23 protein-coding genes and 1 other RNA gene are annotated in these 23839 nt (G+C 62.6%); 8 read left to right on the forward strand and 16 right to left on the reverse strand.

The window, feature by feature from the left end; genetic code table 11:
- Positions 1 to 217: 217 nt before the first annotated feature.
- The 7 genes from rpsO to rimP all read right to left on the reverse strand — a co-directional run bounded on the left by rpsO (position 218) and on the right by rimP (position 7902).
- Positions 218 to 487 (reverse strand): 30S ribosomal protein S15, encoded by a 270-nt coding sequence (rpsO, locus tag QTL56_RS16050; protein WP_112247036.1) that lies wholly within the window; start codon positions 485 to 487, stop codon positions 218 to 220.
- A gap of 150 nt (positions 488 to 637) precedes the next feature.
- Positions 638 to 1567 carry a tRNA pseudouridine(55) synthase TruB gene (truB, locus tag QTL56_RS16055; RefSeq protein WP_229573673.1) on the reverse strand — a complete coding sequence of 310 codons (930 nt, stop codon included), beginning with the start codon at positions 1565 to 1567 and terminating at the stop codon, positions 638 to 640.
- A 12-nt stretch (positions 1568 to 1579) separates the two neighbouring features.
- Complete coding sequence (gene rbfA / locus QTL56_RS16060; protein ID WP_229573672.1) at positions 1580 to 1984, reverse strand: 30S ribosome-binding factor RbfA; 405 nt, start codon at positions 1982 to 1984, stop codon at positions 1580 to 1582.
- 161 nt (positions 1985 to 2145) lie between these two features.
- Entirely contained in the window at positions 2146 to 4845 is a 2700-nt protein-coding gene (gene infB / locus QTL56_RS16065) for a translation initiation factor IF-2 (protein WP_245134079.1), read from the reverse strand.
- Between the two features lie 101 nt (positions 4846 to 4946).
- The gene (locus tag QTL56_RS16070; protein WP_229573670.1) at positions 4947 to 5630 is read right to left on the reverse strand and encodes an RNA-binding protein; all 684 of its coding nucleotides are present in this window, start codon (positions 5628 to 5630) and stop codon (positions 4947 to 4949) included.
- The gene (gene nusA, locus QTL56_RS16075) at positions 5630 to 7249 is read right to left on the reverse strand and encodes a transcription termination factor NusA (protein ID WP_229573669.1); all 1620 of its coding nucleotides are present in this window, start codon (positions 7247 to 7249) and stop codon (positions 5630 to 5632) included. Before nusA ends, QTL56_RS16070 begins: the two co-directional genes overlap by 1 nt.
- Before the next feature lie 56 nt (positions 7250 to 7305).
- Positions 7306 to 7902 (reverse strand): ribosome maturation factor RimP, encoded by a 597-nt coding sequence (gene rimP / locus QTL56_RS16080; protein WP_229573918.1) that lies wholly within the window; start codon positions 7900 to 7902, stop codon positions 7306 to 7308.
- A 241-nt stretch (positions 7903 to 8143) separates the two neighbouring features.
- Between rimP and QTL56_RS16085 the strand changes: the two genes are divergently transcribed.
- Positions 8144 to 9778 (forward strand): MFS transporter, encoded by a 1635-nt coding sequence (locus QTL56_RS16085; RefSeq protein ID WP_229573668.1) that lies wholly within the window; start codon positions 8144 to 8146, stop codon positions 9776 to 9778.
- Between the two features lie 9 nt (positions 9779 to 9787).
- On the opposite strand, the gene QTL56_RS16090 is transcribed toward QTL56_RS16085, so the two are convergent.
- On the reverse strand, positions 9788 to 11017 hold the full coding sequence (locus QTL56_RS16090) for a lytic murein transglycosylase (RefSeq protein WP_245135453.1): 1230 nt from the start codon (positions 11015 to 11017) through the stop codon (positions 9788 to 9790).
- 57 nt (positions 11018 to 11074) lie between these two features.
- On the reverse strand, positions 11075 to 11680 hold the full coding sequence (gene recR / locus QTL56_RS16095) for a recombination mediator RecR (RefSeq protein WP_229573666.1): 606 nt from the start codon (positions 11678 to 11680) through the stop codon (positions 11075 to 11077).
- A gap of 56 nt (positions 11681 to 11736) precedes the next feature.
- Here recR and QTL56_RS16100 point away from each other — a divergent pair, with 56 nt between their 5' ends.
- A complete protein-coding gene (locus QTL56_RS16100; protein ID WP_245134081.1) occupies positions 11737 to 12357 on the forward strand; it encodes an MOSC domain-containing protein in 621 nt (206 codons plus the stop codon).
- Positions 12358 to 12438: 81 nt separating this feature from the next.
- Positions 12439 to 13329 (forward strand): alpha/beta hydrolase family protein, encoded by an 891-nt coding sequence (locus tag QTL56_RS16105; protein WP_245134084.1) that lies wholly within the window; start codon positions 12439 to 12441, stop codon positions 13327 to 13329.
- Between the two features lie 22 nt (positions 13330 to 13351).
- On the opposite strand, the gene QTL56_RS16110 is transcribed toward QTL56_RS16105, so the two are convergent.
- The 3 genes from QTL56_RS16110 to ffs form a co-directional block, all read right to left on the reverse strand.
- Positions 13352 to 13675 (reverse strand): YbaB/EbfC family nucleoid-associated protein, encoded by a 324-nt coding sequence (locus QTL56_RS16110; RefSeq protein ID WP_229573663.1) that lies wholly within the window; start codon positions 13673 to 13675, stop codon positions 13352 to 13354.
- Between the two features lie 48 nt (positions 13676 to 13723).
- Complete coding sequence (locus tag QTL56_RS16115; protein WP_245134087.1) at positions 13724 to 15604, reverse strand: DNA polymerase III subunit gamma/tau; 1881 nt, start codon at positions 15602 to 15604, stop codon at positions 13724 to 13726.
- Between the two features lie 81 nt (positions 15605 to 15685).
- An RNA gene (gene ffs, locus QTL56_RS16120) (signal recognition particle sRNA small type) lies at positions 15686 to 15782 on the reverse strand.
- A 65-nt stretch (positions 15783 to 15847) separates the two neighbouring features.
- Between ffs and QTL56_RS16125 the strand changes: the two genes are divergently transcribed.
- Together QTL56_RS16125 and nudC are read left to right on the forward strand one after the other, a co-directional pair.
- The gene (locus QTL56_RS16125) at positions 15848 to 16282 is read left to right on the forward strand and encodes an HIT domain-containing protein (RefSeq protein WP_370660366.1); all 435 of its coding nucleotides are present in this window, start codon (positions 15848 to 15850) and stop codon (positions 16280 to 16282) included.
- On the forward strand, positions 16279 to 17238 hold the full coding sequence (nudC, locus tag QTL56_RS16130; protein ID WP_245134092.1) for an NAD(+) diphosphatase: 960 nt from the start codon (positions 16279 to 16281) through the stop codon (positions 17236 to 17238). Before QTL56_RS16125 ends, nudC begins: the two co-directional genes overlap by 4 nt.
- A gap of 16 nt (positions 17239 to 17254) precedes the next feature.
- Here nudC and QTL56_RS16135 read toward each other — a convergent pair whose 3' ends face one another.
- Both QTL56_RS16135 and QTL56_RS16140 read right to left on the reverse strand, forming a co-directional pair.
- Positions 17255 to 18124 (reverse strand): prephenate dehydratase, encoded by an 870-nt coding sequence (locus QTL56_RS16135; protein WP_229573655.1) that lies wholly within the window; start codon positions 18122 to 18124, stop codon positions 17255 to 17257.
- Positions 18111 to 18875 (reverse strand): 3-deoxy-manno-octulosonate cytidylyltransferase, encoded by a 765-nt coding sequence (locus QTL56_RS16140; RefSeq protein ID WP_245134094.1) that lies wholly within the window; start codon positions 18873 to 18875, stop codon positions 18111 to 18113. The genes QTL56_RS16135 and QTL56_RS16140 overlap by 14 nt, the downstream gene beginning before the upstream one ends.
- 155 nt (positions 18876 to 19030) lie before the next feature.
- On the opposite strand from QTL56_RS16140, the gene QTL56_RS16145 reads away from it, so the two are divergent.
- Positions 19031 to 19753, forward strand: a complete 723-nt coding sequence (locus QTL56_RS16145) for a c-type cytochrome (RefSeq protein WP_245134097.1) — start codon at positions 19031 to 19033, stop codon at positions 19751 to 19753.
- 78 nt (positions 19754 to 19831) lie between these two features.
- Here QTL56_RS16145 and QTL56_RS16150 read toward each other — a convergent pair whose 3' ends face one another.
- Positions 19832 to 20776 carry an AEC family transporter gene (locus QTL56_RS16150; protein WP_229573652.1) on the reverse strand — a complete coding sequence of 315 codons (945 nt, stop codon included), beginning with the start codon at positions 20774 to 20776 and terminating at the stop codon, positions 19832 to 19834.
- Positions 20777 to 21101: 325 nt separating this feature from the next.
- Here QTL56_RS16150 and QTL56_RS16155 point away from each other — a divergent pair, with 325 nt between their 5' ends.
- The gene (locus QTL56_RS16155) at positions 21102 to 22094 is read left to right on the forward strand and encodes an adenosine kinase (RefSeq protein WP_245134099.1); all 993 of its coding nucleotides are present in this window, start codon (positions 21102 to 21104) and stop codon (positions 22092 to 22094) included.
- On the opposite strand, the gene QTL56_RS16160 is transcribed toward QTL56_RS16155, so the two are convergent.
- A complete protein-coding gene (locus QTL56_RS16160) occupies positions 22087 to 22629 on the reverse strand; it encodes an SH3 domain-containing protein (RefSeq protein ID WP_229573650.1) in 543 nt (180 codons plus the stop codon). The two genes, QTL56_RS16155 and QTL56_RS16160, sit on opposite strands and share 8 nt — an antisense overlap.
- Positions 22630 to 22828: 199 nt before the next feature.
- Here QTL56_RS16160 and QTL56_RS16165 point away from each other — a divergent pair, with 199 nt between their 5' ends.
- Positions 22829 to 23833, forward strand: coding sequence for a 2-hydroxyacid dehydrogenase (locus tag QTL56_RS16165; RefSeq protein ID WP_229573649.1), 1005 nt, complete (start codon positions 22829 to 22831; stop codon positions 23831 to 23833).
- Positions 23834 to 23839 lie beyond the last annotated feature (6 nt).

Genomic DNA, 23839 nt, shown 5'->3' on the forward strand with positions numbered 1-23839 from the left:
GATCCGGCGGGTGATCCCCGCAAATTCGCCCTGTGGCGCGGAAGCATCCAACAATCCTGCCCCATGACAGGTCATCGGTTGGTGTCGACATGACCGGCCCATCCGGTCTGTCATTCGTCCCGGGCAAATCCATGCGCGAGACGGGGTGCGGGTCCTTTGGCCTGACCCGGAAAGGCAACCGGCGGATCTTCGCTAGCGAAGACCCGCCGGGAACTTGTTAGCGGCGGATGCCGAGGCTCGTGATCAGCTTCGTGTAACGGCCTTCGTCCTTCTTCTTCACGTAGTCGAGAAGTGAACGGCGGCTCGAAACCATGGTCAGAAGGCCACGACGCGAGTGGTTGTCCTTCTTGTGACCCTTGAAGTGTTCGGTCAGGTTGTTGATCCGTTCGGTCAGGATCGCAACCTGGACTTCCGGCGAACCGGTGTCGCCTTCGTTGATCGCGTATTCCTTGATGAGCTCAGCCTTGCGCTCTGCAGTGATCGACATCGTAAATCCTTTCTGGATTATAAGAGACAGGGACGCCAAAGGCCGGGATGTCGTCCAGCATTGGCCGTGAATGCAGGCACCCGAAGGGCCAGCTGCCGCCGCCTATACTCTATTCCCTGATGAAAGGAAAGAGCAGGCGGCAGGAAGGGTTCAGGCGAAGACTCGCCGTGGATGGAATTCACCGCCAGCGATCTCGCCGATCGCGATCAGCTTGCCGCCGGCAAGTGCGACGGCCTCCGGTTCGGCGACGGGCGCATCACGCCCGCGCAGGATGATCGGGTTGCCCATCCGCAGGCGATGCGCCTGGTCATCGGTGATCCGAAGCTGCGGCAAGGCCGACAGCGCCTCGGCCGTATCCCCGAGGAAGGCGTCGAGAGCAGCCAGACGCTCATCGCGGTCTTCAATGCCTTCGAGCGCCACGAGCTCTGCGAGCGGCACCATCATCTCTTCTGCGAACGGGGCGACAAAGGTACGGCGGAGCGAGGAGATGTGCCCGTAGCAGCCGAGATCGCGACCGAAGTCCCGGGCCAGCGAGCGTACATAGGTTCCCTTGCCGCATTCCACCTCGAAATGCGCCTTGTCGGTTTCGCAATTGAGCAGTGTCAGGCGATGAACCTCGACTTCGCGCGAGGGGATCTCGACCGTCTCGCCATCGCGGGCGAGGTCATAGGCGCGCTCGCCAGCGATCTTGATCGCCGAAAATTGCGGCGGGATCTGATTGATCGTGCCGGTATAGTTCGGCAGCAGGGCGCGTATGGCGTCTTCGCTCGGGCGCTGGTCCGAGGTGTGTGTGGCCTCGCCTTCCAGATCGTCCGTCGAGCGCTCCTCGCCCCAGGTGACCGTGAATTCGTAGATCTTGCGCCCATCCATCACGTAGGGAACGGTCTTTGTCGCATCACCGAGCGCGATCGGCAGCATGCCGGAAGCGAGAGGGTCGAGCGTGCCGGCATGACCGGCCTTCTGGGCATTGAACAGCCACTTGATCTTGCCGACTGCCTCGGTCGAGCCGAAATCGACCGGCTTGTCGAGGATGAGCCAGCCCGAGATCGGGCGGCCCTTGGGCTTTCTGGGTTTTGACATCTAGGTCTTTTCTCAGTCTTTGTCTTCGTCGGTACCGAGGTCGCGCTGGACCTCCGGCGAGCGCAGCAGCGCATCGATCTTCTGGTAGTTGTCGAAGCTGGTGTCGTCGCGGAAGCGTACTTCCGGCATGTATTTCATCTGCCGCAGCTGGCCGCCGATGCGTCCGCGAATGAATTTCGCATGTTTGTTCAAGGCTGCGATCACCGCGTCATGGTCGGAAACGCCGAGTGGCGCCACATAGGCGGTTGCCATCTTCAGATCGGGCGACATGCGGACTTCCGAAACCGAAATCACGGTTTTTTCGATGAGGTCGTCATTGACCTCTCCGCGCTGAAGCACCTGGGTTATGGCGGCGCGCACCTGCTCGCCGACGCGCAGCATGCGCTGCGAAGGTGCCGATGAGGTTGGTTTTGTCATGGTTCAGTCGCCTTTCGCACGAGGCATCCGGAGCTTTCGCCGCGCGCATCATGCTGTGAATTGTCGTTCATCCGACGATGCGCCGGAGCTCATGATCCCCATAAACAGCGAGCGCCGGAAGATCCGGCGCCCGAAGGGGTCGTGGTTCGAAACGCCTGAAATCAGAGCGTACGCGTGATGTGTTCCACGCGGAAGCACTCGATCGTGTCGCCGGCGCGGATGTCTTCGTAGTTCTCGAAGGCCATACCGCATTCCTGACCCATCGGCACATCGGCGACTTCGTCCTTGAAGCGCTTGAGCGTCTTGAGTTTGCCTTCGTGGATGACGACGTTGTCGCGCACCAGGCGCACGCCGGCACCACGTTCGACCTTGCCTTCGACGACGCGGCAACCCGCGACCTTGCCGACCTTCGTGATGTTGAACACCTCGAGGATCTCGGCATTGCCGAGGAAGGTTTCGCGACGCTCCGGAGAGAGCAGACCCGACATCGCTGCCTTCACGTCATCCACCAGATCGTAGATGATGTTGTAGTAGCGAATCTCGATCCCGGCACGCTCGGAGGCGGTGCGGGCCTGAGCATTGGCACGCACGTTGAAGCCGATGATCGCGGCGTTGGATGCCTCGGCGAGCGAGATATCCGATTCCGTGATCGCTCCGGCGCCCGAATGGACGATACGAGCGCGCACTTCGTCGGTGCCGAGCTTGTCGAGAGCCGCAATGATTGCTTCGACGGAACCCTGCACGTCGGCCTTGATGACCAGCGGGAATTCCTTGAAGCCTGTATTCTGCAGCTGGCTCATCATCTGTTCCAGCGAGCCGCGCTGACCCGACTGGCGGGCTGCGGCCTTGTCACGGGTCAGACGCTGGCGATATTCCGAGATTTCGCGGGCGCGGCTCTCGTTTTCAACCACGGCGAACTTGTCACCGGCAGCAGGCGTACCCGACAGGCCGAGAATCTCGACCGGCATGGCAGGTCCGGCTTCCTTGACGTGATCACCCTGGTCGTTGACCAGCGCACGAACACGGCCCCACTGGTCGCCGGCCACGATGATCTGGCCAGGCTTGAGCGTACCCTTCTGGACGAGAACGGTTGCAACCGCGCCACGACCGCGGTCGAGCTGGGCTTCGATAACGGTACCTTCGGCGGTGCGCGTCGGGTCGGCCTTCAGGTCGAGGATTTCGGCCTGCAGCAACACGGCTTCGAGCAGCTTGTCGAGGTTCAGCTTGTTCTTCGCCGAAACCTCGACGTCGAGCACTTCACCACCCATGGATTCCACGAAGACTTCGTGCTGCAGAAGCTGCTGACGAACCTTGTCCGGGTTTGCCTCATGCTTGTCGATCTTGTTGATCGCCACGATGATCGGCACACCGGCCGCCTTGGCGTGGTTGATCGATTCGATCGTCTGCGGCATCACGCTGTCGTCGGCGGCAACCACGAGGATCGCGATATCTGTCGCCTGGGCACCACGGGCACGCATGGCCGTAAAGGCGGCGTGGCCGGGCGTGTCGATGAAGGTGATCTTCTGGCCGTTCTGCTCGACCTGGTAGGCACCGATATGCTGGGTGATGCCACCGGCTTCGCCGGATACGACCGAAGTCTTGCGGATGGCGTCGAGCAGCGAGGTCTTGCCGTGGTCGACGTGACCCATGATCGTGACCACGGGCGGACGCGACACCAGCTCGCCTTCGTCGTCCTTGACATTGAAGATGCCTTCTTCAACGTCGGATTCCGAAACGCGCTTCACGGTGTGACCGAATTCGGTGGCAATGAGCTCGGCGAGGTCGGCGTCGATGACGTCGCCCGGCTTCATCATCTGGCCCTCCTTCATCAGGTACTTGATGACGTCGACGGCGCGCTCGGACATGCGCTGCGACAGTTCCTGAATGGTGATGGTTTCCGGCAGGATGACCTCGCGCATGACCTTTTCGCGGGTTTCCTGCATCTGGCTGCGGCGGAACTTCTCCTGCCGGCGGCGCATGGCAGACAGCGAACGGCCGCGTGCCGTGCCGTCATCCTCGACATTGGCCGTGGTGACTGTCAGCTTGCCACGACGACGGTCTTCCTCGACCTTCGGACGGGCAGGGACCTTGGGAGCCACGGGCATGGCGACCTTGCCGCGGCCGGGGATCGTCCGCGGAGAGGCGCGGCTATCGTCTTCGTCATTGGTCTTGCGCCCACGCACGAATCCGGGTGCGCCGGGTGCCGGAATGGCCGTACGGTTCACAGCGACGGGCGCAGCAGCCACCGGCGCTTCAGCGGGCTCGGCAGCAGCGTCGGGTTCCGCCTGCAGTTCGGGCTGCGGTTCGGCAGCGCGGCGCGCTGCCTCTTCGGCGGCCACGCGTGCGGCTTCCTCGGCTTCCACCTTGCGGCGAGCCTCGTCGATCACGCGCTGCTTGGCTTCCTCGACTTCACGAACCTGGGCTTCGGCGAGAGCGCGGCGACGCGCTTCCATTTCGCCGGCCGACAGGTCGTGCAGAACGGCGCCACGCGGGCGTTCCTGCTGGCGCGGCGGCTGCGAAGGTTGCTGGCGCTGCGGCTGCTGGGGGCGCTGTGGGCGCTGCGGCTGCTGTGCTGGTGCCGGGCGGGCCGCTGCAACGGGTGCCGCAGCCGGCGAAGGCGCCTGTGTCGGTGCTGGCGTCGGAGCTGCCGCGACCGGTTCCGCACGAACAGGGGTAACCGGTGTAATCGGTGGCTTTTCGTCCAGCGGGCGGGTCGGGCGGCGCTTCACCGTCTCGACGACGACCGACTTCGTACGGCCGCGCCCCATGTCCTGGCGCACGGTACCCTGGCTCATCCCTGAGGGCTTCAAGGTGAGTGTCTTCTTCACGCCGATTGTCTTGTCGTCTTTGTTGTCGGTCATTCCGTTCCCGTTCCTTCGAGCGAGGCCGGATGCCGAGCATCAGGCCTCGCCGTTCACATACTGTCCTAAACCACGGAGGCCGACCTGTGCCGGTGACCGCGTCATTGTGATTTCGGGCCAGCGCCCGAGACCTGCGGCGCGTGGCCGCGATAGGTTTCGAGCAGAGTTGCGCGCTTCACTACACCTTCACCTGCCTGCCCTGCAAGCACGCAAGCATGGATAAACGCATTCTGGCCCATCTGCTCTTCCAATTCCGCCCCGGTCAGAAGGTGGAAAGCGGGCACTTCCGCCTTCGCCCCCGTTCCGAGGTGCCAGGCCTTACGGGCCTGGTCGATCTTTCTCACGCCATCCGCTGCGGCATCCTGCGAATGGAACACCGCAATGGCCTCACCGCTTCGTACTGCCGCCTCGACTTTCGCCGCCCCGGTGACGAACTGGCCGGCCTTGCGCGCCATGTTCATCATTCCGATCAGCTGCGCGACCAGAAGCCGCTCAACCACGGATCCGAGATCCGGATCCGCCTTCACATCTCGTTTCAGGGCCCGGGCGAAGAGTTTCTTCGCCACGGCCTTCTCGACTGCCTCCCGGCTGGGGCTGACCCAGCAGCCCCGGCCCGGAAGCGTCCGCTTCAGATCCGGGACGACCGTCCCGTCAGGCGCGGCCACGAAACGCAGGAGCGTTTCGGGCGATCCGCTTTCGCGGGTGGCAATGCACATGCGTCCGTTCGCGTCGGAGAAGTCGAAATCGTCTTCGGCCTCTGTCGCGTCGGGCGTCTGCGCGCCCATCACGTTGCCTGCTCGGCTTCTTCGCCTTCGAGTTCGCCTTCAGCTTCGACTTCCGCTTCGGCTGCGAGGTCTTCCTCGGTGATCCAACCGGCAGAAAGACGCGCCCGCACGATCATGGCCTCGGCCTCTGCACGCGAGATCTCGAATTTCGAGAACAGGCCCTCGAACTTCTTCGTCTCGCCGTCCTTGCGCTCGCTCCAGCCGACGAGATCGTCAGCGGCGCAGCCGGCGAAGTCCTCGATCGTCTTGATGCCGTCTTCGCCGAGTGCGACCATCATCTGCGAGGTGATGCCCTCGATCTGGCGCAGTTCGTCGGCAACGCCGAGTTCCTTGCGCTTCGCGTCCATCTCGGCCTCGATCTTCTCGAGGTACTCGCGGGCGCGGGTCTGGATTTCCTGTGCCGTGTCTTCGTCGAAGCCGTCGATCGAAGCAATTTCGTCGAGATCGACGTAAGCCACTTCCTCGACCTGGGCAAAGCCTTCGGACGCCAGAACCTGGCCGACCATTTCATCGACGTCGAGCGCGTCCATGAACAGGTTGGTACGCTCGTTGAATTCCTTCTGGCGGCGCTCCGATTCCTCGGCTTCCGTCATGATGTCGATATCCCAGCCGGTCAGCTGCGACGCAAGGCGTACGTTCTGGCCACGACGGCCGATGGCCAGCGACAGCTGCTCGTCAGGAACGACCACTTCGATGCGCTCTGCGTCTTCATCGAGAACAACCTTGGCGACTTCTGCCGGCTGCAGGGCGTTGACGATGAAGGAAGCCGGATCCTGGCTCCACGGAATGATGTCGATCTTTTCGCCCTGAAGCTCGCCGACGACGGCCTGAACGCGGGAGCCGCGCATACCGACGCAGGCACCGACCGGATCGATCGAACTATCGTTCGAGATGACGGCGATCTTGGCGCGCGAACCGGGGTCACGGGCAACCGACTTGATCTGGATGATGCCGTCGTAGATTTCGGGCACTTCCATGGTGAACAGCTTCACCATGAACTGCGGATGGGTACGCGACAGAAAGATCTGCGGGCCGCGCTGTTCGCGGCGCACGTCGTAGACATAGGCACGCACGCGGTCGCCGTAACGGAAGGCTTCGCGCGGGATCATCTCGTCGCGACGGATGATGCCTTCGCCCCGGCCGAGATCGACGATCACATTGCCGTATTCGACGCGCTTGACGGTGCCGTTGACGATCTCGCCGACGCGGTCCTTGAATTCGTCGAACTGGCGGTCACGCTCGGCTTCGCGCACCTTCTGCACGATGACCTGCTTGGCCGACTGCGCGGCGATGCGACCGAAGTCCATTGGCGGCAGCGGATCGGCGATGAAGTCGCCGAGCTTGGCATCGACATTGCGGTCGCGGGCGAGTTCGAGAGCGATCTGGGTCGCGTAGTCCTCGACCTTCTCGACCACTTCCAGAAGACGCTGCAGACGGATCTCGCCGGTCTTCGAATTGATGTCGGCGCGGATGTTGGTCTCGCTGCCGTAGCGCGACCGGGCAGCCTTCTGAATCGCGTCGGCCATGGCGGCGAGCACGATTTCGCGGTCGATCACCTTTTCACGGGCGACGGCATCTGCGATCTGCAAGAGCTCGAGCCGGTTAGCGCTGACTGCCATTGTCTTAGGTCTCCGTCTTCACGCCCGGGCATCGGCCTCGGGCTATAGGTCAAACGTTATTCTTCGCTGTCGTCTTCGTCGTTCTGGTTCGCGGCCTGCGCCTTGGCGAGCTTGTCGGCTCGGAGCGCGTCACGGATCAGATCGTCCGTCAGAATGAGCTTCGCCTCGGCGAGCGTATTGAAGGGGATGACCACCTTCGGTTCTTCGCCATAGGCTACCTGGTCGCGTTCCAGGGTGAAACCGTCCTGGTTCACGTCGGTGATCTTGCCGCGGAAGCGCTTGCGGTTATCGACCAGGATCGATGTCTCGCACTTCACGATATGGCCCTGCCAACGGCTGAAATCCGATTTGCGCACCATCGGCCGGTCGATGCCCGGCGACGAAACTTCCAGATGGTAGGCCTTGTCGACCGGATCCTCGACGTCGAGGACAGGCGATACGGCCATCGATACGGCCTCGCAGCCTTCGACATCCATCGTGCCGTCGTTGCGCTCTGCCATGATCTGCAGCGTCATTCCGTTCTGGTTCATCATGCGCACGCGAACCAGCTTGAAATCCATCGCGACGAGCACGGGCTCGATAATGTCAGCGATACGACGGTCAAGGCCCGTTTCGGTGATGATCCGTGCTTCGCCGGGCTCCGGCGTCGGCATGTCTTCGGACAATCGTTTTACTCCCGATTGGCTATGATCGCCAATAAAAAAGAGCGGGTCCTTCCGGGCCCACCCTTCATCTGTCGATCAAGAATTTGAAGGTCATATACGCGACTGCCCCGACTTTTGCAAGCTTTTCGCGCATGGGGCAAAACAATCTTGCCTTTCATGCGTTGCGCAAGGCAAGGTCGTGGCGACCGCAGCCGTTCCCGATGGCGAATGCGTCGAGAAAAGTCGAGACATGTCCACACACGAACACCGCTCTCCGCTTCTGCCCCTCCGCAACGAAGCCTATCGCCGGATCTGGCTTGCCAGCATCTCGTCCAATCTCGGTGGTTTGATCCAGGGCGTCGGTGCCGCCTGGATGATGGCATCGATCTCCACTTCAGAAAATATGGTGGCCCTTGTCCAGGCATCGAACACCGGCCCGATCATGCTTTTGTCCCTGGTCGCTGGAGCCATCGCCGACAGCTTCGATCGCCGCCGGGTGATGATTGCTGCCCAGCTGTTCATGATTGTGGTCTCGGCGCTCCTGACGCTGTTCGCGTTTCTCGATCTGATCACGCCCTGGGCGCTCCTGGCCTTCACCTTCCTGATCGGCTGTGGCACTGCGCTCAACAATCCGTCCTGGCAGGCCTCGGTCGGCGACCTCGTCCCGCGCGCCGATCTGCCCTCGGCCGTCTCGCTCAACAGCATGGGCTTCAACATCACCCGCAGCGTCGGCCCTGCCATCGGCGGCGCCATCGTGGCAGCCGCAGGTGCTGCAGCCGCCTTTGCCGTCAACACGCTGTCTTATTTCGCGATCACCTATGCGCTCTTCCGCTGGCAGCCGAACATTCCGAAGAACCCGCTGCCACGCGAACATCTGGGGTCCGCCATCGGTGCCGGGCTGCGCTACGTGGCGATGTCGCCCAACCTCGGGAAGGTCCTGTTTCGCGGTTTCGTCTTCGGTCTGACGGCAACCGCAATCCTCTCGCTGCTACCGATTGTCGCCCGTGACCAACTGGCGGGCGGACCGCTGACCTTCGGTGGCCTGCTCGGGGCCTTCGGCCTCGGCGCCATCCTCGGCGCCTTTTCCAACCAGCGTGCGCGAGAACTCCTCTCAAGTGAGGATATCGTCCGCGCCGCCTTCGCCGGATTTGCGGTCGCCGCAGCGGTCACGGGCATCAGCACCTCGGTCTGGATCACGGCGCTTGCGCTGATGGTCGCCGGCGCCTGCTGGGTTCTGGCGCTTTCCCTTTTCAACACGGTCGTGCAGCTCTCGGCCCCTCGCTGGGTCGTCGGGCGCGCACTCTCGCTCTATCAAACGGCCACCTTCGGGGGCATGGCGACGGGCAGCTGGCTCTGGGGCAGTGTCGCCGAAAGCTACGGTTCCGGTCATGCACTGGTGGCATCGAGCCTTTTGATGATGGTTGGCGTCTTCATCGGCTTCTTCCTCCCCATGCCTGCCTTCGCCACCCTCGATCTCGATCCGCTGAACCGCTTTAACGAGCCGTCCCTGAAGCTCGACATCCGGCCGCGCAGCGGCCCGATCGTCATTCATGTCGATTTCGAGATTGCCGACGAAGATGTTCCGGAGTTCCTGCGGATCATGGTCGAGCGCCGCCGCATTCGCTTGCGCGACGGCGCACGCAATTGGGCGCTGATGCGCGACCTTGAAAATCCTGACATCTGGACGGAAACCTATCACGTGCCGACCTGGGTCGATTATGTCCGCCACAACCAGCGCCGCACCAAGGCCGATGCGGATATCACCGACCGCCTGTTGGAATTGCACTACGGCGACCGTCCGCCCCGGGTCCACCGGATGATCGAGCGCCAGGCGATCCCCCCGGCGGACGATATCTTCCACCAGACGCATATCGACCCCCACTGATGGCGGGTCTCAGCGCAGCTTCGCCTTGAGATCAGCACTCGGGTAGCAGGTGGGCGTCATCCCGTTCTTGGCCTGCCATTCGCCAAGCGACCGGCGTGTCTTGAAGCCGGGCAGGCCATCGACCTTGCCGACGTCGTAACCTTGCGCAACGAGCACCTTTTGCATGGCGAGCACGTCCGAGCGCAGCATCTTGCCGATATCGCCCCAGGATGCCTTGAACGCACCGCCGCCATGCGCGATCCGGTCCGCGAGATTGCCGATGAACAGCGCATAAAGGTCGGAATTGTTGTATTCCTTCAGCACATAGAAATTCGGCGTGACCAGGAATTCCGGCCCAAAGGTGCCGGCCGGCACCAGCATCATCGCCGGCTGAGAAGATTCCGACGACGGAAATGCCCGGCCGGAGATCCGGGAAATCCCGGCGCTCGCCCAGGCAGAGACAGGCTTGGCCCTGTCAGGCCCTTCCTGCGCACAGGATACGCCATCGGCTATCGTGATCTCGAAGCCCCAGTCCCGGCCCTTCTGCCATCCGTTCCTCACCAGATAGTTGGCTATGGATGCAAGGGTATCCGGCACCGAATTCCAGATGTCGCGCTTGCCGTCGCCATCGAAGTCGACGGCATATTTCAGGTAGCTTCCCGGCATGAATTGCGGCTGTCCCAGAGCGCCGGCCCAGGAGCCCATCAGTCTGTCGGCACTCACATCTCCGCTCGCGACGATATGCAGTGCCGAAATCAACTCCTGCTGGAACATCGGCTTGCGCGTCGACATGAAGGCCTTGGTCGCCAGCACGTCGATTGCCGGATGCGGCAGCTTCGCCCGTCCATAGCCGGATTCGCGTCCCCAGATGGCAACAATCACGGGGCCTGGAACGCCATAGGCAGCTTCAACCTTGCGCAGCGTCGCAGCATGCTGGTCCGCAAGGCTGCGACCGGTGGCGGCCAATCCCTGAAGTCGCTTTTCGTTGAAATAGGCGGCGGGCGAGCTGAACTCCGCCTGGCTCTGTGTCTGTTCCTTCGGGGGCGCCGTACCGGGCGGCACGAGATCCGGCAGATCCCAGTTCAACCGCACGCCCTGAAGCGTCCTGTCGAAGGTCTCCTTGCTGATCCCGCCCTCCTGAGCGGCGCGCCAGAGATCACCAGCGATCCATTGCCGGAACTGCGCCTCGACGGCGCTGCGTGAGGCGGCTTCGACCGGGGCGGCGAAACTCCCGGCCAATGCCAGTGAAACGGTCGCCATCAACAAGCGAAGCGGCTTGCGAGTTCGTGCCATCGATGTTTCCTCCCGGAATGTCCGTCAGATCGCGGTGCGGGCCCTGATCGCCGCAGACAATGTACCTTCGTCCAGATAGTCGAGCTCACCCCCAACGGGCACGCCATGGGCGAGCCGGGTTATCTTGACGTCGAGTCCTGTCAGGTGGTCGGTTATATAGTGTGCTGTGGTCTGTCCCTCGACCGTCGCATTGACGGCGATGATGATCTCGCGAATCCCGCCCTTGGCCACCCGGTCGATCAGCCCCTTGATGTTGAGATCATCAGGGCCGATCCCGTCAAGCGGCGACAGCGTGCCCCCCAGCACGTGGTAGGCGGCATTCATCGCGGCTGCGCGTTCCAGCGCCCAGAGGTCGGAGACATCCTCGACGACGATGATGACGGACTGGTCGCGCGCGACGTCGGTGCAGACGGTGCAGGGATCAACGGTGTCGACATTGCCGCAGCAGGAGCAGATCTTCACCTTGTCATAGGCCTCGCCCATGGCATGGCCGAGTGGACCGAGTAACTGATCCTTCTTCTTGATAAGATGCAGCGCCGCACGCCGTGCCGAGCGTGGTCCAAGCCCCGGCACTTTTGCCAGAAGCTGGATGAGTTTCTCGATTTCGGGGCCGGTGACTCGTTTTGCCATGGCGGCGTTTCTAGCCCATATAGACGGCGAACGGAATCGCCGAAGGGGTGCCCCAGATGAAAATCCTCGCCGTATGTCTCGGGCGGCCCGAGATCCTGCCCGGCAAGAAATATAAGACCGGCATCAACAAGCTGGCCATCCAGGGTCCGATCATGATTGACGCTGAGGGTCTGGTCGGCGACGCGATCCTCAACCGCAAGCATCATGGCGGGGTCGATCAGGCTGTCTATATCGAAGGCTCGATCGATCTCGACTGGTGGCGCGCCGAACTCGGTCGCGATCTGCCCTACGGCACTTTCGGCGAAAATCTTGTGATCGAAGGCCTGGAAAGCGCCATGCTGGCAGCCGGCGACCGGCTGGCGGTCGGCGAGGTGCTTCTTGAAGTCACCTCCGCGCGCATCCCCTGCGCCACCTTCGCCGCCAAGATGGGCGAACCGACCTTCGTCAAGCGCTACACCCGCGCAGCCCGTCCTGGTGCTTATGCGCGGGTCTTGCAGGGCGGCATGGTCGAGGCCGGCCAATCCGTCGAGTTCACGCCCTGGCGCGGTGACCGTGTGACGATGCGCGAGATGATGGCGACCTTCGGCCGCAGGCTGAGCGAGGCCGATCGCCCCCGCTATCTCGCAGCTCCAGTCCATTACAAGGTGAAGGACGCAATCCGCGCAGGCGGCATGTGAGCGTCCGCCGAAGGTCGTAGGCTTCCACGCTTTACCCTTGTGTCGCTTCTCGCCATCATGCCGCCCCGCATGGGAGGGGTGATGGAACCGAGCACAACAGAGCTGACCGCAGCCGACGGGGTGCGTCTGACCGGCCATTGGTGGCGGCATGCCGGAACCGCGCCATCAGCGACCGTCATCATCAATCCGGCGACCGGTGTGCATGCCCGTTATTACCACCGCTATGCCGCCCATCTCGCGGCAAATGGCTTTACCGTGCTCACCTATGACTATCGTGGCATCGGCCTGTCGCGTCCCGAAAGTCTCAAAGGCTCCACATTCACCTGGCGCCAGTGGGGTGAGCAGGATTTCGACGCGGCCCTGCGTCATGCCCTCCAGGAGGACCAGGCAGGACGCGTGATCGTCGTCGGTCACAGCATCGGCGGCTTCCTGCCGGGCTATTCACCGGCGGTCGGGCGCGTCTCGTCCATGCTCTCGGTCGGCGGACAATTTGGGTACTGGGGCGATTATCGGCCGAGACGCCGTTTACCCCTATTTCTCAAATGGCATGTCGTCATGCCGGCGATCACCCTTGCCCTCGGCCACTTCCCGGGCAAGCGCCTGGGCTGGCTTGAGGATCTGCCAAAAGGGGTCGCCTATGGCTGGGGGCTGCAACAGGGCAGGGCGGAGCAGGGCCTCTCGCGCGAGGCCGCCGAGGTCATGTGCGACCGTTTCGCAACCGCAACCGGCCCGATCCTCAGCGTCACCATGTCAGATGATGAGATCGCGACAGCAAAAGCGGTCAACCGGGCCATGCGCTGTTACCGCCGGTCGCCGGTGACCAAGGTGATGCTCGCACCACAAGACTTGGGTTTTGACCGGGTCGGTCACTTCGACCTCTTCCACGCCCGCCATGAAGATGGTTTCTGGCGCCAGAGCCTGGCTTTTCTGCGCGAGGGGGAAAATCCTTGGAGCGATCGGGTCTATCTTTGACAGACCCGATCGGCCCTCTTGATCAGAACGGGAATTTCATGCCGGGCGGCAACGGAATGCCTGCGGTCAGTGCCGCCATCTTTTCCTGCGCCTGGGCTTCGCCCTTGTCCTTGGCGTCCTTGTGAGCGGCGACGATCAGGTCTTCGAGGATTTCGACATCGTCTTCCTTGAACAGCGACGGGTCGATCTTGATGCTGCGCATCTCGCCCTTGCCGGTCAGGATCACCGTGACCAGGCCACCGCCGGACTTGCCCTCGATTTCGAGTGCAGCGATCTCTTCCTGCATCTTCTCCATCTTGGACTGCATTTCCTTGACCTTGCCCATCATGCCCATGATGTCGCGCATCGTCGTCTCCTTGGATTGTTGTCGTGTTCTGCCGGGAGGGCATGAGCCCTAGAATTCGATGTCGTCGCCGGGCAAGATATCGCCCTCGGCCGATTCCGCCACAGCCGGCGGTGCCGCCACGATGTCGTCGTCTTCGATCGCCGCCGCCTTGATCCGGACGTCGGTCACCTTGGCGCCTGGGAAGCGTGCGAGGATCGCGGCCACATCGGGGTCCTGTCGGGCATCGACTAGCCGTGCCTCCCGGGTTGTTTTCTCAACCTCGACCAGCGTCGGAGCGCCCGCCTCGTTGGACAGCGTCACCCACCAGGTAATGCCGGTCCACTCGCTGAGCTTCATCTTCAGTTCGTTGACGATCGCAGGCGGGCATTGCGCTTCCAGGCGAATTTCCAGCCGGCCCGGCTCGATCTTCACGAGATGCACGAACTGGCGAAGCTGCGCGCGCAAGACCGGAGCGCGGTTCTTGGTGCAGAGATCCGCGATATCGTCCAGCGTCTCGACCTGCACACCCGGAACCAGCGCCTCTTCGACCTTGGTTTCGCGGCGTTCAATCGTCTGCGGCAGGGCGTCACCGGCCTGCACGCTCTGCAGATGCGCCACGGGCTGGCTCATCGCCGGGCGAGCGCCGCTGTCCTGCGAAGGTTGGGCCACGGCCTGGGCCCGCAAGGCCATCGAGGCGCCGCCGCCACTGCCGTTCGGGCGGGGTGCGGACGGCCCGCGCTCTGCGCCGCCGTCGCCATTGGAGAGTTCGAGCAGGCGTCGCGCGGCATCCTCGGGCGAGGGGAGATGCGCCGCATGGGCGAGCCGAATCAGCACCATCTCGGCAGCCCCTGCCGGGCGCGACGAGCCCTCTGCTTCCGGAATGCCCTTGAGCAGCATCTGCCACATGCGCGACAGCGTGGTCACCGCCACGCTCTCGGCAAGCTCGGCACCCCGAACGCGTTCGACTTCGGTGAGCGACGGGTCCTGCGCAGCCGATGGAATGTATTTGAGCCGGGTCACCAGATGGGTGAAGTCTGCAAGGTCGGTCAGCACTACGGTCGGGTTCGCCCCCGCTTCGTACTGGCTGCCGAATTCGGCGAGTGCCGCAGCGACGTCGCCACGCACCACCTGCTCGAAGAGGTCGACGATGCGGGCCCGGTCGGCGAGACCCAGCATGGCGCGCACGGCATCGGCATGTACAATACCGCCGCCATGGGCGATGGCCTGATCGAGCAGCGACAGACCGTCACGCGCAGAACCTTCGGCTGCACGTGCGATCATCGCAAGCGCTTCTTCCTCAGCTTCGATGCCTTCCTTCGATGCAATGGTCGAAAACAGCCCGACGAGATCGCCAGCACTGATCCGGCGCAGATCGAAGCGCTGGCAGCGGGAGAGCACGGTGATCGGAACCTTGCGGATTTCGGTGGTGGCAAAGATGAATTTCACATGCTCAGGCGGCTCCTCGAGCGTCTTCAAAAGCCCGTTGAAGGCTGCCGTCGACAGCATGTGCACTTCGTCGATGATATAGACCTTGTAGCGCGCCGAAACCGGGCGATAGCGCACCTGCTCGATGATCTCTCTGATGTCGTCGATACCGGTATGCGAGGCCGCATCCATCTCGATCACGTCGACATGCCGGCCTTCCATGATCGCCTGGCAATGTTCGCCGGGGATACGCAGGTCGATCGTCGGCTTGTCGATCTCAGCGGTCTTGTAGTTCAGCGCCCGCGCCAGAATGCGGGCCGTGGTTGTCTTGCCCACCCCGCGCACACCGGTCAGCATATAGGCCTGGGCGATACGCCCGGTCTCGAACGCATTCGTCAGCGTCCGCACCATCGGCTCCTGGCCGACCATCAGGTCTGTGAAATCCTTGGGGCGATATTTGCGGGCGAGAACGCGGTAACCGCCGGGGGCGGCCTTGGCCTCTGCAGTCGGCTCGAACTCGCTCATCGCGTTGCCAGCTTCCCCGTTCGCCCGCGGCCGGGCATGGCACGGCCCATGTTGCAAACAGGGGCCGGGAATGAAGATGAGGTGGGAGGCTGGCACGATGACCCGTGCCGTGCTCGTTGGGGCTGCTTCCTTCCGGACCTGACCCGGTTGGCGAGTGGCTCGTCCACCACCAACCTCCCGAGGAGACATATCGGCAATAAAGTCGCCAAATGCAAGCCAAGCGCGGAAAAAACTGCTAGCGTCATTGAAAACAAAGCGGAGAGAAACACCGTGCAGCCATTCGCCCTCGATCATCGCCTCGCGAGAGACAGCGAGTCGATCCTGAAGCTCGGTCTTTGCGACCTGCGGCTGGCACGCGACAGTCGCTGGCCCTGGCTGATTCTTGTGCCGCAACGTTCCGACGTCAGCGAGGTTTTCGATCTCACGCCGCTCGATCAGGCAATGCTCACCTTCGAGCAGGTGACAGTGGGGACGGTGTTGAAGAAGGTGACCGGCGCCGACAAGATCAACATCGCCGCAATCGGCAATATCGTGCGCCAGCTTCACGTCCATGTCGTCGCGCGTGTCGAGAATGATCCGAACTGGCCCGGCCCGATCTGGGGTTTCGGCCAGTCTGTCCCCTATGAAGAGAAGGCCTTCGAGGCCATGAAGCACAGGATACTTGAAGCATTCCAATGAAGAATTCGATTTTCCTCAACCGTGCCCCCCATCTGGAACCCAGCGAGCTCACGGCCTTCTCCGGTAACATGCTCGACCGCGACAGCGAACATCGTGACGAGACCTCGCTCGAAACGGCGCTGAAGGTCGAGGGGATGCATATTCTCGCCTTCTCGGGCACCCAGCTTGTGCTCAAGCATGACGGCCAGGTGCTTGATCCTCTGTTTGCGCCTTACGAGCTGGCGGAACTGCAACCGAACTTCGATGACGCGATCCTGCTGGGCCATCAGGCCTCCGGCGAACCACGTCTCGCGGTCCCCGTCAATGTCGCACCGGAGGCACTCGCCGCCCATTACAAGCCGGCCGATCCCCGCGCGCTCTTCCGTGATGCCCTCGTCGGTGACGCGCTGCTGGGCGAAGTCGCCCAGGCGCTCAGCCTCTTGCGCTGGAACGCCGACAATCGTTTCTGCGGCCGCTGCGGTGGCAGAATGGAAGGCCGAATCGGTGGTTACAAGCGCATCTGCTCGGCCTGCGCCCATGAGATCTTCCCGCGCACAGACCCGGTCGCCATCATGCTCGTCGTTGACGAGAAGAATGATCGCTGTCTGATGGGCAGAAGCCCGCGCTTTCCGGAGGGCATGTATTCCTCGCTCGCCGGTTTTGTCGAGCCGGGGGAAACGATCGAAAATGCCGTCCGTCGCGAAACGCGGGAGGAATCGGGCATCGTTGTCGGTCGCGTCCGCTATCACGCTTCGCAACCCTGGCCCATGCCGCACCAGCTGATGATCGGCTGCTACGGAGAGGCGACGACCTTCGACATCACATTCGACACCGCCGAGCTCGAGGATTGCCGCTGGTTCACCCGCGACGAGATCGGCAGCATGCTGTCGGAAGGATCCTTCGACGGCCGGACACTGCCGATCGAAGGCACCATTGCCCGCCGCCTAATCGCCGACTGGTTCGAATGGCGGCATTGAGCCGCCATCGGCCTGATCAGAGCTTGCCGCGCATTTCATGCGCCTTGTAGACGCCGAGAATGCGCACCTTCTCGGAGAAGAAGCGCAACTCCTCCAACGCCCGGCGAACGGGGGCGTCGTCCGGATGCCCCTCGATATCGGCATAGAACTGCGTGGCCGTGAACTTGCCACCGATCTGGTAGCTTTCCAGCTTGGTCATGTTCACCCCGTTCGTCGCAAAACCGCCCATTGCCTTGTAGAGGGCGGCCGGAATGTTGCGCACGTTGAACACGAAGGTGGTGATGAACAGTTCGTCGGCGGTCGACCGCTTCTGGTCGTCCTCGTCACGCGCGAGCACCACGAAGCGGGTGATGTTGTTCTCTGAATCCTCGACATTCTCGGCGATGATGTCGAGCCCGTAGAGCGGTGCGGCGAGCCGGGGGGCGAGCGCTGCCATGCTGCGGTCTCCCTTTTCCGACACGAGTTTGGCAGCTCCGGCGGTATCGCCGGCAACCACGGCCTTCCAGCCATGGCTGCGGATGATTTTGCGGCATTGCCCCAGCGCATGGATGTGGCTGTGCACGGTGCGAATTTCGTCGTGCTTCACGCCCGGCAGCACCATCAGCTGAAAGCGGATCGGCATGAAGTATTCGCCGACGATATGCAGGCGCGACAGTGGCAAGAGATAGTGAATGTCGGCAACGCGACCGGCAAGGGTATTCTCGATCGGGATCATCGCGAGATCCGCATCACCATTCTCCAGCGCGACGAAGGCATCCTCGAATGTCGGGCAGGGCAGGGGCTCCATGTCCGGAAACATGTCGCGGCAGGCCATGTCGGAATTTGCGCCGTAGTCGCCCTGGAAGGAAATCTTGTTCGTCGGTGCCAAGGGATTAATGTCCTGCATTAGAGGAAGCGGAGAGAATGCGGCGCGCCTTTTCCAGATCGTCGGCCGTGTCCACGCCCAGCGGGACTGTCTTCACCACCTGGGCATCGATCCGCATGCCGGCTTCGAGCGCCCTGAGCTGCTCGAGCGATTCGCGCTTTTCAAGCGCCGAGGGCGAAAGCGAGACGAAGCGTTCGAGCGCTTCGCGTCGGTAGGCATAGAGGCCGATGTGATGGTAGAGCGGCCCAGGCCCGTAGGGTGCGGTTGCGCGTGTGAAGTAAAGCGCGCGCAGCCGGTCCGCACTGCGCGGAGAGCCGACGACTTTCACCACGTTGGGATTGGTCTTCTCCTGCTCGTCCTCGATCTCGACGGTGAGCGTCGCGATATCCACCTGCGGATCTTCGAGCGGCTTCAATGCTGCGCGAATGGTCTGCGGGTCGATCGTCGGCAGGTCGCCCTGCACGTTGATAACGATCTGGGCCTCGCCCGTGGGATCGACCTTGCAGAGCGCCTCGAAGATCCGGTCCGAGCCCGACTGATGGTCGCCACGCGTCATCACGACCTCGAATCCAGCATCTGCCACAGCGTTGAAAACCCTGATGTCATCCACGGCGACGATGATTCGCCCGATTTCCGCTTCCTGAGCCCTTTTTGCGACCTGCACGATCATCGGCAGCCCGCCGATATCGGCCAGTGGCTTGTCCGGAAGACGGGTTGATGCCATGCGGGCCGGGATCAGGATCAGGGTTTTGGCTGTTCCGCCTTCATTCATGTCCATAACCCCTTCAAATCACCGAACAGAAGTGTCAAATAGTCCCAGCTGCGGGACCATAATCGTGTTGCATGTGTTATGCAAAAGACATAGGTTCCGCGCGATTTCAAGATCGTCCGGTTGCTCATCGGCCGGCTGCACGGGGAGCTTTGCAGATGAACTCTTATACCAATATGGGCGTGGGTGCCTTTCTCGGCACCGTCTTCGTCCTGATGTCTGTGTCGATCGCTTCGGAAGGCATTTTCCACGCGGAAGCGCCTGAGACGGAGGGCTTTGCCATCGTCGCCGAAGATTCTGCACCGGCAGACGCAGCACCCGAAGTCGCAGCGACGCCGATTGCCGTTCTTCTCGCCAGCGCCGATGCAGCTGCCGGCGAAGCCACTTTCAAGAAGTGTGCGAGCTGTCACACCGTCGACAAGGGCGGCGCCAACAAGGTTGGCCCGAACCTCTATGGCCTTGTCGACCGCCCGATCGCCACGCATGAAGGCTTCGGCTATTCGGCTGCCATGACGGAATTCTCCCAGGGCGGCACAGTGCTCTGGACCTGGGACCACCTGAACGAATTCCTGCTCGCTCCGAAGAAACACATCCCGGGCACTGCGATGGGTTTCGCCGGTCTCAAGAAGGACGACGAGCGCGCCAACCTGATCGTGTACCTGCACACCATGGCGGACAGCCCCGTTGCGCTGCCGACGCCTGAGGCCGCACCCGCCGATGCAGCGGCTGCTCCGGCAGATGCAGCCCCGGCAGATGCCGCCGAAGCACCGGCTGAAGCCCCGGTCGTTGCTGAGCCGGCCGCACCCGCAGACGCAGCGCCTGCGGCACCTGCAGAGACCGCTCCGGCCGAGCCTGCACCCGCACAGCCGGCCACGCCGTAATCTTCAAGGACTGACCTTTCAGATCTTATCCAATCATGCGCCCGGCCCTTGCGGCCGGGCGTTTTGCGTTTCTCGGCGTCAAAGCAGCAGCAGGGCCCAGAGGGAAACGGTTACCACGCCGGCTGCGGTCGAAAGCGTGATCACCGAGGCGGCGAGACCCTGCCCGACACCGAAGCGGCTTGCGATCAGCCAGGCATTGATGCCGGTGGGGACCGAAGAGGTCAGGACAAGAGCCGCCGTCCATTGTGGCGACAGCCCCAGCAGTATCGAGGCGATCCACACGACGCCCGGCATCAGGACGAGCTTCAGCAGCGAGATGCTGCCGGCGATCCTGACATTGCCGGCCAAGCCATACTTGTTCAGCGTCATGCCGAGCGAAATCAGTGCTGCCGGTGCCGCCATGCCGGCCACCTGCGCGACGACGCCATCGATCAGGGCGGGAACGGGTGTGCCTGCGATCTGTAGCAGGATGCCTCCCGCGAGCCCGATGATCAGCGGATTGCGGATCAGGTTCATGCCGACCTGCCTCAGCACGGCAACAATGCTCTCGGCCTTTCTGCCGCCGCTCTTCTGTTCGGCCCGCTCCATGGCCAGAACACCCGCGATCATCATCAGCGGCAAATGGATGGCGAGCAGGATCGACATGGCCACGATCCCCTCCGGCCCCACCGTGCGCTCCACGAGCGGCAGCCCGATAAAGACATTGTTGGCAAAGGCGGACGAAACACCCGCCAGCACGCCGAGTCGCGGGTCTCGCTTGAACACGCGCGTCGCGACAAGATGGCCCACGACCCAGGCCACGAAAACCCCGGAAAAATAGGCAATCCACAGTCGAAACGGGGATGCGCCGTGGAAGTCGGCATTGGCGATGGTTCTGAGCAAAAGCAGTGGAACGGCGACCTTGAAGACGAAATCGCCAAGACCGTCGCCAATCTCCGCTGCAAGGATCTTCAGCCGGACGAGAGCCCAACCGAAGAGAATGAGGAGGAAGATGGGGAGGACGTCCTGGGCAACAGCTGTCATGAAAATCGACTCGTGAATGGCAAGGTAGAGCCTTCTTAGGCCCCCTGCCGCTCCCAGCCAATCCGCCATAAACGACAAAAGCAGGCCATTGCCTGCTTTCACGCCCGACGTCATGCCGGGTCGGGATTCGCCGCCAGTACATCCGTGGTCAGCTGTCCCGTGCGGACCTGTCGTGGTCCTGTCGGACGTCCAAGGGGAGTTGGCCGTCCATGCGCGCATTCTTAGCCCGGCGATGTAACGGCAGGATGACGTTGAACCGCTTGCCCCTTCCCATCGCCGGAAAAACGGCTATGACCGTCTGGCACGCAAACGGAGCCCGCCCACCATGAGCCAGTTCGATGTCCTGACTGTCGGAAACGCGATCGTCGACATTATTTCTCGCTGCGACGACCAGTTTCTGATCGCAAACGACATCACCAAGAGCGCCATGAACCTGATCGACGCGGAGCGGGCCGAACGGCTCTACGGCATGATGGGTCCGGCCGTTGAAGCCTCCGGCGGAAGCGCGGGCAACACGGCGGCCGGAATTGCGAATTTCGGGGGCAAGGCTGCTTATTTCGGCAAGGTTGCGGAAGACCAGTTGGGTGAGATCTTCACCCACGATATCCGCGCCCAGGGCGTGCATTTCGAAACCCGGCCGCTGGGCAGCCAGCCGCCGACGGCCCGCAGCATGATCTTCGTCACCGAAGACGGCGAGCGTTCGATGAACACCTATCTCGGCGCCTGCGTCGAGTTCGGCCCGGAGGACGTCGAGCCCGACGTGGTGGCGAAATCGAAGGTCACCTATTTCGAGGGCTACCTCTGGGATCCGCCGCGTGCCAAGCAGGCGATCCTCGACTGTGCCCGCATCTCGCATCAGGCCGGCCAGCAAATGTCAATGACGCTCTCCGACAGTTTCTGCGTCGGGCGTTATCGCGCCGAATTCCTCGATCTGATGCGCTCCGGCACGGTCGATATCGTCTTCGCCAACGAGCAGGAAGCGCTCTCGCTCTACGAAACCAACGATTTTGCCGAGGCCCTCGACCTGATCGCGAAGGACTGCAAGCTTGCGGCCGTCACCATGGGCGATCAGGGTGCCGTGGTGGTCAAGGACGACAAGCGCATCCGTGTACCCGCAACGAAGGTGGAGACGGTGGTCGATACGACGGGTGCCGGCGATCTCTTCGCTTCCGGCTTCCTCTTCGGTTACACCAATGGCCGAAGCCTGGAGGATTGCGCCCATCTCGGATGTTATGCCGCCGGCATCGTCATCCAGCAGATCGGCCCGCGTCCGATGATGTCCCTGCAGAAGGGTGCCGCGACAGCAGGCCTTATTTGAAGGCCTCGCCCGGATAGGCGCCCCAGATCTCGTTCTGCGAGACCCAGCCGCTGACGCCGCCCGTCTCGGCGCTGCACCAGTTGCCGTTGCATTCGCCGAGCTTCAGCACGACGCCGGGTTCGAGCTTGGCGATGACGGCTGCCGAAGAATTCGAATCACGCCGCATCATCACATAGATGTTCTCGCCATTGCCGCGCATCCACGGCGCAGCGACCGCCGTGCGCTCGCCCGTCAGCAGAGACTGGCTCACCCAGCCCTCGGTCCCATCGGCGTCCCGGATCTGGCGCCAGTTTTCGTATTCGCGGATGATCTCGACCGGCAGGCCGGATTTCAGATAGCGCCAGGACACCGCATAGTCGGTGCTCGGGCCGATACGGAGATTGACCCGCTCCGCCTTGAGGCTGACAAAGCGTGGCAGCGGCAGGCCGGTTGAACCCTTGGTCGTGGATTGGGCATGACCGGCGATCGGGCCAGCCGCGAGAGACAGCGCAAGGACGCTGAAGGCTAGGCTGGCGCGGCACAGATTATGAAACATGGTCATTCCGGGCTAAGCTGTGGAAATGAAGCGCTTTCTGACCGCCCCGTCACGCGTCACGCGAGTTCCGGACAAATCCGCCGCGAGCCGACGAGTTTTGTTTGTCTTCGCCGACGGGTTTGGTAGAAATTGCCTTCCTGAGAAGCGAAGTATCCCGCGACTTGGTTAACGAGTTCTGAAGAAGGCATCGGTCCGGTCCATGACAAACAGGAAAAGACCCAGGGTCTACATCACGCGGAAACTGCCGGATGCCGTGGAAACGCGCATGCGCGAGCTGTTCGATGCCGAGCTGAACGTCGAAGACGGGCCACGCACGCGCGAAGAATTGATCGAGGCCGTTCGCACGGCAGACGTTCTGGTCCCGACTGTCACCGACCGAATCGATGCCGCTCTCATTGCCGAGGCCGGCCCGCAGATGAAGTTGATCGCCAGTTTCTCGAACGGCACTGATCATATCGACATCGATGCGGCGGCGAAGAAGGGCATCACCGTTACCAATACGCCGAACGTTCTGACCGAAGATACCGCCGACATGACCATGGCGCTTATCCTTGCGGTTCCGCGCCGCCTCGTGCAGGGCGCGCGTGTCCTGATGGACAAGCCGGGCGAATGGGAGGGCTGGTCGCCCACCTGGATGCTCGGGCGCCGCATCTGGGGCAAGCGCATCGGTATCATCGGAATGGGCCGCATCGGGACGGCTGTTGCCCGCCGCGCCAAGGCTTTCGGCCTGTCGATCCATTATCACAACCGCAAGCGGGTCAATCCGGCGACCGAGGACGAGCTGGAGGCGACCTATTGGGACAGCCTCGACCAGATGCTCGCTCGCGTCGACATCGTTTCGGTCAACTGCCCCTCCACGCCGGCGACCTTCCACCTGCTCTCGGCCCGACGCCTGGCACTGCTGCAGCCGACCAGCTATGTGGTGAATACGGCCCGTGGCGACATCATCGACGAGGATGCGCTTGTCCAGGCACTGCGTACCGGCAAGATCGCCGGCGCCGGCCTCGACGTCTTCGAGAACGAGCCTGCGGTCAATCCGAAGCTGGTGAAGCTCGCCAACGAAGGCAAGGTCGTGCTTTTGCCGCATACCGGCTCGGCCACCATCGAAGGCCGCATCGACATGGGCGACAAGGTGATCATCAACATCCGCACCTATTTCGACGGCCACCGCCCGCCGAACCGTGTCCTGCCGAGTAGGAGCTGAGGGCCG

This window comes from Peteryoungia algae, from assembly GCF_030369675.1.
GTDB lineage: Bacteria > Pseudomonadota > Alphaproteobacteria > Rhizobiales > Rhizobiaceae > Allorhizobium > Allorhizobium algae.

What these genes read in the sequence shown, in the direction of transcription:
- nusA (WP_229573669.1), bottom strand. Translation starts at nt 7,249, where the DNA reads ATGGCAGTCAGCGCTAACCGGCTCGAGCTCTTGCAGATCGCAGATGCC.
- QTL56_RS16105 (WP_245134084.1), top strand. Translation starts at nt 12,439, where the DNA reads ATGGAACCGAGCACAACAGAGCTGACCGCAGCCGACGGGGTGCGTCTG.
- QTL56_RS16145 (WP_245134097.1), top strand. Translation starts at nt 19,031, where the DNA reads ATGAACTCTTATACCAATATGGGCGTGGGTGCCTTTCTCGGCACCGTC.
- rimP (WP_229573918.1), bottom strand. Translation starts at nt 7,902, where the DNA reads ATGCCGACGCCGGAGCCCGGCGAAGCACGGATCATCACCGAAACGGGC.
- QTL56_RS16150 (WP_229573652.1), bottom strand. Translation starts at nt 20,776, where the DNA reads ATGACAGCTGTTGCCCAGGACGTCCTCCCCATCTTCCTCCTCATTCTC.
- infB (WP_245134079.1), bottom strand. Translation starts at nt 4,845, where the DNA reads ATGACCGACAACAAAGACGACAAGACAATCGGCGTGAAGAAGACACTC.
- QTL56_RS16070 (WP_229573670.1), bottom strand. Translation starts at nt 5,630, where the DNA reads ATGGGCGCGCAGACGCCCGACGCGACAGAGGCCGAAGACGATTTCGAC.
- QTL56_RS16100 (WP_245134081.1), top strand. Translation starts at nt 11,737, where the DNA reads ATGAAAATCCTCGCCGTATGTCTCGGGCGGCCCGAGATCCTGCCCGGC.
- QTL56_RS16110 (WP_229573663.1), bottom strand. Translation starts at nt 13,675, where the DNA reads ATGCGCGACATCATGGGCATGATGGGCAAGGTCAAGGAAATGCAGTCC.
- QTL56_RS16085 (WP_229573668.1), top strand. Translation starts at nt 8,144, where the DNA reads ATGTCCACACACGAACACCGCTCTCCGCTTCTGCCCCTCCGCAACGAA.
- QTL56_RS16135 (WP_229573655.1), bottom strand. Translation starts at nt 18,124, where the DNA reads ATGCAGGACATTAATCCCTTGGCACCGACGAACAAGATTTCCTTCCAG.
- nudC (WP_245134092.1), top strand. Translation starts at nt 16,279, where the DNA reads ATGAAGAATTCGATTTTCCTCAACCGTGCCCCCCATCTGGAACCCAGC.
- QTL56_RS16115 (WP_245134087.1), bottom strand. Translation starts at nt 15,604, where the DNA reads ATGAGCGAGTTCGAGCCGACTGCAGAGGCCAAGGCCGCCCCCGGCGGT.
- truB (WP_229573673.1), bottom strand. Translation starts at nt 1,567, where the DNA reads ATGTCAAAACCCAGAAAGCCCAAGGGCCGCCCGATCTCGGGCTGGCTC.
- QTL56_RS16155 (WP_245134099.1), top strand. Translation starts at nt 21,102, where the DNA reads ATGAGCCAGTTCGATGTCCTGACTGTCGGAAACGCGATCGTCGACATT.
- recR (WP_229573666.1), bottom strand. Translation starts at nt 11,680, where the DNA reads ATGGCAAAACGAGTCACCGGCCCCGAAATCGAGAAACTCATCCAGCTT.
- QTL56_RS16140 (WP_245134094.1), bottom strand. Translation starts at nt 18,875, where the DNA reads ATGAATGAAGGCGGAACAGCCAAAACCCTGATCCTGATCCCGGCCCGC.
- QTL56_RS16090 (WP_245135453.1), bottom strand. Translation starts at nt 11,017, where the DNA reads ATGGCGACCGTTTCACTGGCATTGGCCGGGAGTTTCGCCGCCCCGGTC.
- rbfA (WP_229573672.1), bottom strand. Translation starts at nt 1,984, where the DNA reads ATGACAAAACCAACCTCATCGGCACCTTCGCAGCGCATGCTGCGCGTC.
- QTL56_RS16165 (WP_229573649.1), top strand. Translation starts at nt 22,829, where the DNA reads ATGACAAACAGGAAAAGACCCAGGGTCTACATCACGCGGAAACTGCCG.
- QTL56_RS16160 (WP_229573650.1), bottom strand. Translation starts at nt 22,629, where the DNA reads ATGTTTCATAATCTGTGCCGCGCCAGCCTAGCCTTCAGCGTCCTTGCG.
- rpsO (WP_112247036.1), bottom strand. Translation starts at nt 487, where the DNA reads ATGTCGATCACTGCAGAGCGCAAGGCTGAGCTCATCAAGGAATACGCG.